The 11701-nt window shown below is 61.3% G+C and carries 11 protein-coding genes and 1 tRNA gene; 7 read left to right on the plus strand and 5 right to left on the minus strand.

The features are described 5' to 3' along the window. Window positions 1–212: 212 nt before the first annotated feature. The 4 genes from RHP72_RS16060 to RHP72_RS16075 are packed head-to-tail and all read left to right on the plus strand — an operon-like array spanning window position 213 to window position 4342. The gene (locus tag RHP72_RS16060) at window positions 213–1523 is read left to right on the plus strand and encodes a branched-chain amino acid ABC transporter permease (protein WP_037126618.1); all 1311 of its coding nucleotides are present in this window, start codon (window positions 213–215) and stop codon (window positions 1521–1523) included. Between the two features lie 5 nt (window positions 1524–1528). Next, a complete protein-coding gene (locus RHP72_RS16065) occupies window positions 1529–2518 on the plus strand; it encodes a branched-chain amino acid ABC transporter permease (RefSeq protein WP_283306880.1) in 990 nt (329 codons plus the stop codon). Then, the gene (locus tag RHP72_RS16070) at window positions 2511–3539 is read left to right on the plus strand and encodes an ABC transporter ATP-binding protein (RefSeq protein WP_054781295.1); all 1029 of its coding nucleotides are present in this window, start codon (window positions 2511–2513) and stop codon (window positions 3537–3539) included. Before RHP72_RS16065 ends, RHP72_RS16070 begins: the two co-directional genes overlap by 8 nt. Continuing rightward, window positions 3536–4342 carry an ABC transporter ATP-binding protein gene (locus tag RHP72_RS16075; RefSeq protein ID WP_007728720.1) on the plus strand — a complete coding sequence of 269 codons (807 nt, stop codon included), beginning with the start codon at window positions 3536–3538 and terminating at the stop codon, window positions 4340–4342. Before RHP72_RS16070 ends, RHP72_RS16075 begins: the two co-directional genes overlap by 4 nt. 71 nt (window positions 4343–4413) lie before the next feature. Here the strand turns inward: RHP72_RS16075 and RHP72_RS16080 are convergent, their stop codons facing one another. Then, window positions 4414–5745: an ABC transporter substrate-binding protein gene (locus RHP72_RS16080; RefSeq protein WP_003944031.1), complete on the minus strand. Its 1332-nt coding sequence runs from the start codon at window positions 5743–5745 to the stop codon at window positions 4414–4416. Window positions 5746–5953: 208 nt separating this feature from the next. Beyond that, window positions 5954–6571 (minus strand): ANTAR domain-containing response regulator, encoded by a 618-nt coding sequence (locus tag RHP72_RS16085; RefSeq protein WP_003944029.1) that lies wholly within the window; start codon window positions 6569–6571, stop codon window positions 5954–5956. A 107-nt stretch (window positions 6572–6678) separates the two neighbouring features. Here RHP72_RS16085 and RHP72_RS16090 point away from each other — a divergent pair. Continuing rightward, window positions 6679–6755: transfer RNA gene (locus RHP72_RS16090), tRNA-Leu, on the plus strand. 75 nt (window positions 6756–6830) lie between these two features. After that, the gene (locus RHP72_RS16095; RefSeq protein WP_007728715.1) at window positions 6831–7463 is read left to right on the plus strand and encodes a hypothetical protein; all 633 of its coding nucleotides are present in this window, start codon (window positions 6831–6833) and stop codon (window positions 7461–7463) included. A gap of 111 nt (window positions 7464–7574) precedes the next feature. On the opposite strand, the gene RHP72_RS16100 is transcribed toward RHP72_RS16095, so the two are convergent. Then, window positions 7575–8546: a bifunctional 5,10-methylenetetrahydrofolate dehydrogenase/5,10-methenyltetrahydrofolate cyclohydrolase gene (locus RHP72_RS16100; protein ID WP_058037523.1), complete on the minus strand. Its 972-nt coding sequence runs from the start codon at window positions 8544–8546 to the stop codon at window positions 7575–7577. A gap of 277 nt (window positions 8547–8823) precedes the next feature. On the opposite strand from RHP72_RS16100, the gene RHP72_RS16105 reads away from it, so the two are divergent. Further along, on the plus strand, window positions 8824–9327 hold the full coding sequence (locus RHP72_RS16105; protein ID WP_042923025.1) for an SRPBCC domain-containing protein: 504 nt from the start codon (window positions 8824–8826) through the stop codon (window positions 9325–9327). A 33-nt stretch (window positions 9328–9360) separates the two neighbouring features. On the opposite strand, the gene RHP72_RS16110 is transcribed toward RHP72_RS16105, so the two are convergent. Next, on the minus strand, window positions 9361–10242 hold the full coding sequence (locus RHP72_RS16110; protein ID WP_003944096.1) for an acyl-CoA thioesterase II: 882 nt from the start codon (window positions 10240–10242) through the stop codon (window positions 9361–9363). Next, window positions 10243–11661: a pyruvate kinase gene (gene pyk, locus RHP72_RS16115; protein WP_003944038.1), complete on the minus strand. Its 1419-nt coding sequence runs from the start codon at window positions 11659–11661 to the stop codon at window positions 10243–10245. Between the last annotated feature and the right edge of the window lie 40 nt (window positions 11662–11701).

Genomic DNA, 11701 nt, shown 5'->3' on the forward strand with positions numbered 1-11701 from the left:
TTCGGCCTTCGATACGGAACCGAAACATCCCGGAAATCTCAGAACCCCATCTGAAGCGAACGGAGCCGTTAGAGTCCGGAAATCGCAGCAACGAAACAATCCCTGTGCTGCGCGGCACCTTTGTCCAGACGCGCTATTCCCGACCCGCTCGGAGGACGTACGTGGCCCCACCCGTAGTGAAACGGCAGACCCTCGCGACACTCAGCCGACTACTGGCCTTTGCATTACTGACGTTCTTCGCATTACTCAGCCTGGCCGGAATTGCTTCGGCTCAGGAACCGACCACTTCCCCTACACCGCCGACCCCGACAGCATCCGCAACACCGACAGCACCGGTTCCCGACAACGCTGTCCCCGTCAGCGGCAATCTCAACAACGGCGGCACACGCCTCGAGGGCGTCACCGTCCGTGCACTCGATTCTTCCGGCACGGAAGTCGCCACCGGAGAATCGGCATCGAACGGCCGTTGGGAACTGGCCGTGGCACCGGGCACCTACACCTTCGAGATCGTTGCCGACACACTTCCCGACGGGGTCAGTGTGCAAGCCGCTGTCGAACGCGAGGTGGTGGCCGGCCGCGCGAACACCGTGATCTTCTCGTTCGGCGAGGTACGTACCGCCTCGAATGTCAGCTTCGGCGAGAAGCTGATCCGCACGACGGTCGACGGTCTGCGGTTCGGCCTCGTGATCGCGATCGCCGGTGTGGGTTTGAGCCTGATCTACGGCACCACTGGCCTGACCAACTTCGCTCACGGCGAGATGGTGACGTTGGGAGCCGTTGCTGCCTGGGTGATCAACACGTCCTTCGGCGTTCCGCTGATTCCCGCCACGATCCTCGCGATCTTCGTCGGCATCGGCATCGGCCTGCTGACCAACGGAATCGTCTGGAAACCACTGCGTAAGCGCAAGACCGGGTTGATCGCGCAATTGGTGGTCTCGATCGGTCTCGCGATTTCATTGCGCTACTTGATCCTGATCTTCTTCTCCGACCGCGCCGAACCGTTCGACGACTACCAGGGCCAGGTCGAGAAGAACTGGGGCCCGATCGCACTGACCGACGCCAACGCGATAGTCATGATCGTCAGTCTGGTCGTCCTGGTCGGCGTCGCACTGCTTCTGCAGAAGACTCGCATCGGAAAGGCCATGCGTGCCGTCTCCGACAATCGTGACCTCGCCGCTTCGTCCGGTATCAACGTCGAGCGCGTGATCATGTTCGTCTGGGGTCTCGGCGGCGGATTGGCCGCCCTCGGCGGTGTGCTGTTCGGTATCTCCGAGCTCGGCGGACGCGTCCAGTGGGAAATGGGCTTCAAACTGTTGCTGCTCATGTTCGCCGGAATCACCCTCGGTGGTCTGGGAACCGCGTACGGGGCGCTACTCGGCTGCGTCATCGTCGGACTTCTGGTCCAACTCTCGACGCTCATCATCAACCCAGACCTCAAATACATCGGCGGACTTCTCGTCTTGATCGTGATCCTCGTGGTTCGCCCCCAGGGCATCCTCGGATCCAGACAAAGGATCGGGTGACGAACATGGACATCATGGGAGCTTTCCAGGTTTCCTTCGCCCAGCTGATCGGGCCGTCGGCAATCTTCTACGCACTGTTGGCAATCGGGTTGAACCTGCACTTCGGCTACGCCGGACTGCTCAATTTCGGTCAGATCGGTTTTGCCCTTCTCGGCGGCTACGGCGTCGGCATCATGACCGTGACCTACGACCAGCCGCTCTGGCTCGGCATCCTCGTCGGACTCGCCGCAGCCGGGCTCCTCGCGCTCGTGCTCGGTATCCCGACGCTGCGTCTGCGCGCCGACTATCTCGCCATCGTGACCATCGCCGCTTCGGAGATCTTGCGTCTGATCTTCCGCTCGACCGCGTCGGATTCGGTGACCGGTTCCACTAATGGCCTGTTCGGTTTCGCAGACCCGTTCACCGCACTGAGCCCCTTCGACTCGGCCAAGCAGTACTCATTTCTCGGCGTGAAGTTCTACGGAGACGACCTCTGGTCGATGGTCGTGGGGTGGACGCTGGTCTTGATCTTGTGCGGATTTGTCTACCTGTTGACGCATAGTCCGTGGGGGCGCGTCCTCAAGGCGGTTCGCGAAGACGAGGACGCAGCGCGATCGTTGGGCAAGAACGTGTTCGTGTACAAGATGCAGGCGCTGGTTCTCGGCGGCGTGATCGGTGGTCTGGCCGGGGTGTTCAACGCTTTGCAGACCAAGTCCATCAACCCGGACTTCTACTCGACCGCGCAGACGTTCTTCGCGTTCGGCGCACTGATTCTGGGCGGGGCGGCAACGGTATTCGGCCCGGTGGTCGGCGCAATGTTGTTCTGGTTCCTCCTCGCCATCCCTGATGCCTTGCTGCGTCAGGCGATCTCCGGCGAGAATCCGCTGCTCTCGCTGACCGAACAACAGGTCGGGGCCACCAGGTACGTCCTGCTCGGATTGATGATTGCTCTCCTGATGGTCTTCAGACCGCAGGGAATACTGGGTAACAAGCGGGAGGTGCAACTCAATGCTTGACGCCGATACCAGAGCACAGATCTTTGCCGACGTTCCTCACCTTCCCGGATCGGCGAAACCCGACCCGGTGTTGGTCGCTGACAACGTCTCGCGGACGTTCGGCGGTCTCAAGGCCGTCGACGTCGATCACCTCGAGATTCAACGAGGGTGCATCACGGGTCTGATCGGTCCAAACGGTGCCGGAAAAACGACGCTCTTCAACCTCCTTACCGGATTCGACCGGCCGGACACCGGTACGTGGTCGATGGACGGTCAATCGCTGGGCCGCATGTATCCCCACCAGGTAGCCAGGAAAGGAGTGGTACGGACGTTCCAGTTGACCAAGGCGCTCTCCAAACTCACCGTGCTGGACAACGTACGTCTCGGTGCCACCGGCCAACGTGGTGAACGCATTTTTGCATCTCTCGTCCCGTGGATCTGGAAAGGCCAGGAACGCGAGATCACCGAACGCGCCAACGAACTCCTCGCACGATTCAAACTCGACACCAAGGCCGACGACCTCGCCGGTTCACTCTCCGGTGGGCAGCGCAAACTGCTCGAAATGGCTCGCGCACTCATGACCTCGCCCTCGGTGGTGATGCTGGACGAACCGATGGCGGGGGTCAATCCTGCTCTGACGCAAAGCCTGCTCGGACACATCAAGTCATTGCGCGACGACGGAATGACCGTCGTGTTCGTCGAGCACGACATGGACGTGATCCGAGACATCAGCGATTGGGTGGTGGTCATGGCGCAGGGCAGCGTCATCGCCGAATCCACCCCGGACGAACTCTCGTCCAATACAGCCGTCGTCGACGCATATCTGGGCAGCCACCATGACCAGGCCCTCGAGTTCGACGACAACGGAAATCCGGTGGGCGAGACGGCCGTTCTGGCCGCCGCCCTGGCTGAAGCCGAGGTCGAAACCCTCGAGACGGGCGGGGACCTGTCGGAACCCGACATCGACAACCTTCCGGCCGATCTCGCCGCGACGCTGGAATCGAGTCCCGAGGAACCGCGCGGAAGGCACGAGAAGCCATGAGCGAGAACCACGCACGTTCACTCACGCCTGCAGAGTTCGCCGCGACGGCCGAGGAGCATCAGCGACTGTCGGCAGGTGCCCTGCTCCGCGCCGACAGCCTCGTCGCGGGCTACATTCCCGGCGTCAACATCCTGCGTGAATGCAACTTCTTCCTGAAGGAAGGGGAAATCGTCGGGATCATCGGACCGAACGGCGCAGGCAAATCGACACTCCTGAAATCACTGTTCGGACTGATACCGGTACGCGAAGGGTCGGTCACCCTACGCGAGGACAACATCACGTCTGCGCCCGCTCACGTCCTCGTTCAGAAGGGAGTCGGGTACGTCCCTCAGACACAGAACGTCTTTCAGACTCTGACCATCGAAGAAAACCTCGAAATGGGCATTTATCTGCGGCCCAAGGCATTCGCGGAACGATTCGCCTTCGTGAGTGAACTGTTCCCTCTTCTGAGTGAACGACGAAAGGTGAAGGCCGGCGCACTCTCCGGCGGCGAACGCCAGATGGTCGCGATGGGCCGGGCCCTGATGATGGATCCGTCGGTGCTGCTGCTCGACGAACCGTCCGCGGGCCTGTCCCCCATGTTCCAGGACGAGGTGTTCATCCGCTGCAAGAAGATCAATGCTGCCGGTGTCTCGGTCATCATGGTCGAGCAGAACGCGCGCCGCTGCCTTCAGATCTGCGACCGCGGTTACGTACTCGATCAGGGTAAGAACGCGTACACCGACACCGGCGCCAATCTGATGAACGACCCCAAGGTGATCGAGTTGTACTTGGGAACGCTCGCTGGAAGCAAAGAGAAGTAGGACAGACACGAGAATGGGCCAGGGTCGCGAGACCCTGGCCCATTCTCGTTGGCTGCTTACCTGCCCACGACTTACTTGCCCACCACCACGAATCCTTCTGTGGTCAGGGTGTTCTCAGGGCCGAACTTGAGCTTTCCGTACGAACCGATGGACGGCTCCCCCGAATCGTTGAAGTCCAACTCACCGGTGATGCCGTCGTAGTCAATGTCGGTTCCCGCCTTCACCAACGGCAGGCACTCGACGTAGGACGTGCACTTGGTGCCGCCTTCGGTGACGCTGTTGATGTTGGCCGCGATGTCGGTACCGGCCGTCGACTTCGCCTGCTCGGCAGCGAGCGCTGAGATCACCACCGCGTCGTATGACTCTCCGGCGTAGTTGAAGTCGATCAGAGAGGGGTTCACAGCCTTCAGACGATCCTGGAAGGCAGCTCCGACGTCCGTCAGGGGCGTCGTTCCCTGCATGGTGTCGAGCAACGGCTTCGCCACGGATTCGCCGAGAGCGTTACCCATGTTGCCGTCGACGCCGTACATCGCCATTCCGTCCGACGGGCCGATGCCCACTTCGTGCATGCGCGTGATGATCTTCGCCGACTCTTCGAAGCCCACCAGTGCCACTGCATCCGGATTGAAGTTCTTGACTTGATCGACTTCGGAGTTGAACGACTGCGCGTTCGGGTCGTAGATGATCTTCTCGATCTGATCGGAGGGGACACCCGAATCGATCAGATTCTTTTCGATGTTGTCCGCCAGACCCGTCCCGTACGGGTCGTTGAGGGCCATGATCGCTACGCGCTGACCACCGTCGTCCGAAATGAGCTGTGCGACGGCCTGAGCCTGCAGTACGTCCGTCGGAGCGGTGCGGAAGTACATGCCCTTGTCTGGGTAGCAGACGAATTGGTCCGAGGTGTTGGCAGGCGAGAACATCACGACGCCTGCGCTGGCGATCTTGTCGATCACCTTGAGCGAGACCGAAGACGACGCGGCGCCGACGATGACCTGAGTGCCTGCAGCCAATTCGCGGTCGACGGTGGTATTGGCGGTGTCCGTTGTGGTGTCACCCGAATCGCCGGGAATCAGCTGGACCGGTTGGCCGAGAACACCTCCGGCTGCATTGACGTCGTTGACTCCCAGCTGGGTGCCCGCGACCATCGGCGGCCCGAGGAACGACAAGCTGCCTGTATCGGGAAGAAGCGTGCCGATGCGCAGCGCTTCCGTGGACGGGGTGGCGCCGGCCTTGGCCTGCTCCGGGGTGCAATCAGTCGTGACGGATGTCGTCGCGGCAGAAGCGCCGGACGTAGAGCCACTCGAAGACGAGTCATCCGACTTGTCCGAGCTACAGCCTGCAAGTGCCAGTGATGCCGCGCCGAGAACTGCAGCAGTACGCACAAGTGTTCGTCTAGCCATCCCACGCTCCTAAGATCAGCCGGTGCTCGCGCCACCCGAACTGGCGCTCGCTGTGGGATCAGACGCTAGACCTTGGAACCGTTTCGCGATCCTTCAAGAAAGCCCTGTGACCTGACTGTTATCTGAAGGTGCACAGTGTTTACACGGCTGTAGCGCTGCGCGACGTTTCGACGGTCGACGCAGCAACCGGGTAACCCGGACACTTTGCTCAAGCGTCCGGTTCACCGCCCAGAGTTTCCAGTACGACCTGTGCGACCGCCTTCATCGTGGAGCGCCGATCCATCGCGGCGCGCTGAATCCACTTGAACGCCTCAGGTTCGGTGAGCGCTTGGCGAACCATCAGAACACTCTTGGCTCGCTCGATCAGCTTGCGTGCTTCGAGCCGGTCCGAAAGATCAGCGACCTCACGCTCGAGCGCCGTCACCTCGCGGAAACGACTGACCGCCAATTCGACAGCGGGAACGAGGTCACTGATCGAGAACGGCTTGACCAAGTAAGCCATGGCGCCGGCATCGCGTGCGCGCTCGACCAACTCGCGCTGACTGAACGCTGTGAGAATGACAACAGGAGCGATGCGTTTGGCGGCAATCTCCGAAGCGGCGTCGATGCCGTCTCTCCTGGGCATTTTCACGTCCATGATGACCAGATCAGGCTTGAGCGACTCGGCCAACTCCACCGCGACCTGCCCGTCACCGGCCTCACCGACGACGTCGTAGCCCTCTTCGCGGAGCATCTCGACCAGATCCATGCGGATCAACGCCTCGTCTTCAGCGACGACAACACGACGGGGTGCGAGCTGATTGCCTTGCGGCTGCGGCGAATTCATGGCCACCATCCTCCTCCATCGAACCGCCCCGACACGAGACGCGAACGATTAGAGGGTACCGGTGTTTGACATTGAAATCGCATCTTCTAATGTAGTCATCGCAACAAGCCCTCGTATCCCAATTGGCAGAGGAAACGGATTCAAAACCCGTCCAGTGTGAGTTCGAGTCTCACCGAGGGCACCACCTGCCGCAGCTGGCCGCACCGCAAGGTTTCGGCATTCGGCTGTACCCCAGATCGACCGCCGTTAGATTCGATCCATGAACGGTCACCGGCTGATTGCTCTGCTCGGAGCCATATCGATTCTCGCGCTGCTCACCGGGTGTCAAACAGACGGCCAATCCAATACTGCCGGCGAATCCAGCACTGCCGGCGAATCTTCCACCCAGGCCGCGCTCGATGCTGCAACACAGACCGGCACCCTTCAGGTCGGCTCTCCCCCTGTCGATGCCCCATCCACCGAGATCTCCATGCCTCCCCCGTTCCCGAACGACACGGAGGTCCCTTCACCGACTCCGCGCGTCGATGTGACCGAGATCGACGTGATCGATCACGATGGTTTCACCCGCATCACCTATCGCTTCGACGGAAGCGGATCTGTGTTCTGGAAAACCGAATACGTCAGTGAAGCAATCCGAGCGGGTGACAGCACAGTCGTGGACGTCGGAAGTCGATCGATACTTCAAGTCGACCTGATGGGAGTCCAATCGGATTCGTCGCTCAACTCCGTATCTCACGAGGGCGAAAACATCACGCGCATAGACAGTGCAGCCAGGAACAGTGCGATCCTGCAGTCGTTTGTCGGCACGGTCGACATCCGTCCGGCATACACCGTATCGACATCCGATTCACCGTCCCAGTTGACGATCGACATCCCCAAGGCAGACAGCTGACTGTCGAATACCCAATTGCGCGCTCAGCTCAGCCATTCCAGCGCAGCGGTGCTCGACGCGGTAATTCGGTTATCGCGGGGCGGATGAATACTCCGTCTCGAAACCGAGGTCTCACAATCGATCCGAGGCGATTGCGGGGTCCGGTTCAACACGACTGTCATGATTCTCACTGCATGCCCGAACGTCCGCTGCTCGAACTGCTGCTGCCAGTGTTTGTTCCAGCAGGACTGCCACCGTCATGGGGCCGACGCCACCCGGCACCGGTGTGATCGCACCGGCATGTGGGAGCGCAGCGGCGTACTCCACATCTCCGACGTTGCCCTCGTTGTACCCCGCATCGATCACCACTGCCCCAGGCTTGATCCACGTCCCTTTGATCAGTTCCGGAACACCGACGGCCGCGATGACGACGTCTGCCGAGGCGACGTGTGCGGCCAGGTCGACGGTGCGCGAATGGCAGTATGTCACCGTTGCGCCTCGACGCAGGAGGAGCATTCCCATCGGCAATCCGAGTATCGGGCTTCGGCCGACCACGACGGCATGCTTTCCGGAGAGTTCGACGCCTGTGGCGTCGAGGAGGCGCAGGATGCCACTCGGTGTACATGATTCGAATCCCCCACCGGTCAACGCCATTGCCGCGAACGCTGCCGAGGTAACGCCGTCAACGTCTTTGTCGGCCGAGATGGCATCGAACGCGGCCCGTTCGTCGATGTGGCCTGGCACCGGGTGTTGCAGCAGTATGCCGTCGATCGAAGGGTCCGCCGACAACGCTCTCAGCACGTCGACCAGTTCTTCGGTGGTTGTACTCACCGGGAGTTCGACCGTCCGCGACGTCATTCCGACGGCGACAGATCGTTTGGCCTTCATCTGTACATACGCCTTCGAGGCCGGGTCCGCTCCCACGATGACGGCGGCCAGGCAAGGAACGTGCCCCGCCTCATCACGAAACTGCCTGGTGCGCACCGACAGGTCCGCGAGCGCAGCATCGGCAATTGCGCGTCCGTCGATTATTCGAGCGGCCACGTTCTGGCTGGGCAGATTTTCGGTAGACAGATTTTCGGTGGGCCGATTCTCGATAGACATGGATCCCCTTCACACAAGATGTGTGAAGCACCCAGGCGGTCGATGCCTCGCGATGTGCACTCCCCGGTGGTAATTCCCACCCGCGCCAGTCGTGCGTGGTCAGCGTACCGCGCGGTTGCTTCACCGCCACGAAACGCGTCGAGAACGCCACTCACAAAACGAGACAAATCGACATAACCTATCAATAGGTAACGATCTGACCTGCAGTTATTCCATCCTGTGCAATTAGATGGCACGATGGGGGCAACCGCACGGGCACCAAGCATTGGAGGCACCGATGGACAACGGCAAGATAAACCTGACCTATGACGGTCGGGTGTCACTGAGCTTCCAACTGGCGATTCCGCACGCACCGGACAAGGTCTGGAAAGTGATAACGGAACGCGAGTACCTCGACGCCTGGTTTCCGGCGGACGTCGATTTCGATCTCACTCCCGGCGCGGATCTACTGTTCAAGGTGACACCGGAACAAGTCGAGCGTTTCGGACTGCCCGCAGATCACGTGACGCGCGGGACGGTCATCAGCGTCCACCCGCACCGAATTCTCGAATTCCTCTGGGACGCAGACACTCTTCATTGGGAACTGGCACCGGACGGCACCGGCGGCTGTTGGCTGACTCTCACCCACACGATGGAGGACGAGGAGTCCGCGTACGCGCACGCCGCCGGTTGGCACGCGGGCTTGGAAGTTGTTGCGGCCCAACTCGATGGACGCGAAGTCGACTGGTCTCCGTGGGACCGCGCCGACGAACTCTCACCGCAATATCGCAAGTCTGCTTGATTCTGGGCCCGAGTTCGGTCTCGGGCCCGCATCTCATTCCCCTTTACGCGGGAAATGCCTGATCATTCCTTCTTGGACCACCGTCGCCAACAGCAGTCCTTCCACCGAGAAGTACCGTCCGGTTGCCAGACCGCGCGAACCTGCGGCGACCGGCGATTCGGTGGCGTACAGGACCCAGTCGGTGAACCGGAACGGGCGATGGAACCAGATCGAATGATTGACCGTCGCCGCGACGATACGATCATGACCCCAGGACAAACCATGAGTGGTCAGAATCGAATCGAGCACGGTGGTGTCGGACGAATATGCCAGCGTCGCAGCGTGAATGAGCGAATCGTCCGGCAGATCACCGTCGGGGCGCATCCACACCCGATTGTGGTTGAGTTTCTCGCCGGTGCCCTTGAGGATCCACGCCGGATCGTTGGCGTACCGCATGTCGATCGGCTTGAGCGCCGCACTGAAATGCGGCAGTTTTTCCTCGTACCCCACCAGATGATCGCCGATGGGAGGCAACGACTCCGGAAGTGGAACATCCGGGATCTCGACAGCATGGTCGAGCCCCTTGCCGGAGTCCTGGAACGCCGCGAGCATCACGAACAATTCGTTCTCACCCTGATAGGCAGTCACCTGACGGTTGGCGAACGCCCGCCCGTCGCGATGACGATCCACCCGATACTCGATGGGCGCCTTGACATCTCCGCCGCGAATGAAATGGGCATTCACCGCATGGATGGGGCGATCACCGTCGACGGTCCGCCCGGCGGCCATCAGTGCCTGAGACACCAACTGACCGCCGAACGTCCGCGAACCTACCTGTTTCGGGTGGTATCCACGGAACGCGTCTTCACCGATCTGCTCCAGATCCAACAAACCGAGGAGAGTACCGAGGTCGGTGGACGCGTTCGCGTGGGTCACTCAGTGGTCCTCTTCACCGATGCGGTGGACGTGAATGAGGTTGGTGGAACCGACAGTTCCCGGAGGGGACCCGGCAACGATGACCACGAGGTCGCCCTTGACGTACCGCCCGAGGGAGAGCAACGCACTGTCCACCTGACGCACCATCTCGTCGGTGGTGGCCACCGCATCGACCAGGAACGTCTCGGTTCCCCACGTCAGCGTCAGCTGACTGCGCACCGCGGGCAGCGGTGTGAAGGCGAGCAACGGCAGCGGCGTGTGCAGACGAGCCAGTCGACGCACCGTGTCACCGGACTGAGTGAACGCAACCAAGGCCTTGGCGTCGAGACGTTCGCCGATGTCGCGTGCTGCGTACGAGATGACACCGCGCTTGGTGCGCGGGACGTGGGTCAACGGTGGGACACGGGTCGATTCGTTCTCGACGGCCTCGACGATGCGGGCCATGGTGCGAACGGTTTCCATGACGTACTTGCCCACCGAAGTCTCGCCCGAGAGCATGACTGCGTCGGCGCCGTCGAGAACGGCGTTGGCGACATCGGATGCCTCTGCGCGAGTGGGACGTGAGTTCTCGATCATCGACTCGAGCATCTGCGTCGCGACGATGACCGGCTTCGCGTTCTCACGAGCAATCTGGATTGCGCGCTTCTGAACGAGCGGGACCTGCTCGAGCGGCAACTCGACACCGAGGTCACCGCGGGCGACCATGACGGCGTCGAACGCGAGCACGATGGCTTCGAGATTGTCGATGGCCTCGGGCTTCTCGAGCTTCGCGATGACGGGAACGCGGCGCCCGACTCGATCCATGATGGCGTGAACCAATTCGACGTCCGCCGGTGAGCGAACGAAGGAGAGTGCAATGAAGTCGACACCCAGCTTGAGAGCGAACTCGAGGTCGGCGATGTCCTTGCCCGACAGGGCTGGAACGGAGACGTTCATACCGGGCAGTGAGAGGCCCTTGTTGTTGCTGACCGGACCGCCTTCGGTGACCCGACAGACGACGTCGTTGCCGTCGATGGACGTGACGACCAGGCCGACCTTTCCGTCGTCGACCAGCAGTCGATCGCCGGCCTTGGCGTCGCGCGCCAATTCCTTGTACGTGGTCCCGACGCGATCGTGCGTTCCCTCGACGTCGTCGACGGTGATACGAACCTCTTCACCGTTGGCCCAGGTGGTCCGCTCGTCCTTGAATCGGCCGAGGCGAATCTTGGGCCCCTGAAGGTCGGCGAGAACACCGACGGCCTTTCCGGTGGCGTCCGACGCGGCGCGGACGCGAATGTAGTTTTCTTCGTGATCGGCATGCTCGCCGTGGCTGAAGTTGAGGCGCGCCACGTCCATGCCGCTCTCCACGAGCTCACGGATGCGGTCGCCAGAAGCTGTCGCAGGTCCAAGTGTGCATACAATTTTTGTCCGTCGGTTCACGGCTCGAGCCTAGTCGCTACCCCACCGCACTTCTATCCGG

The organism is Rhodococcus sp. SG20037, assembly GCF_031763325.1.
Classification (GTDB): Bacteria; Actinomycetota; Actinomycetes; order Mycobacteriales; family Mycobacteriaceae; genus Rhodococcus_F; species Rhodococcus_F qingshengii.

Coding starts and splice junctions, on each gene's coding strand:
- RHP72_RS16065 (WP_283306880.1), top strand. CDS start 1,529: ATGGACATCATGGGAGCTTTCCAGGTTTCCTTCGCCCAGCTGATCGGG.
- RHP72_RS16070 (WP_054781295.1), top strand. CDS start 2,511: ATGCTTGACGCCGATACCAGAGCACAGATCTTTGCCGACGTTCCTCAC.
- RHP72_RS16075 (WP_007728720.1), top strand. CDS start 3,536: ATGAGCGAGAACCACGCACGTTCACTCACGCCTGCAGAGTTCGCCGCG.
- RHP72_RS16080 (WP_003944031.1), bottom strand. CDS start 5,745: ATGGCTAGACGAACACTTGTGCGTACTGCTGCAGTTCTCGGCGCGGCA.
- RHP72_RS16085 (WP_003944029.1), bottom strand. CDS start 6,571: ATGAATTCGCCGCAGCCGCAAGGCAATCAGCTCGCACCCCGTCGTGTT.
- RHP72_RS16095 (WP_007728715.1), top strand. CDS start 6,831: ATGAACGGTCACCGGCTGATTGCTCTGCTCGGAGCCATATCGATTCTC.
- RHP72_RS16100 (WP_058037523.1), bottom strand. CDS start 8,546: ATGTCTATCGAGAATCGGCCCACCGAAAATCTGTCTACCGAAAATCTG.
- RHP72_RS16105 (WP_042923025.1), top strand. CDS start 8,824: ATGGACAACGGCAAGATAAACCTGACCTATGACGGTCGGGTGTCACTG.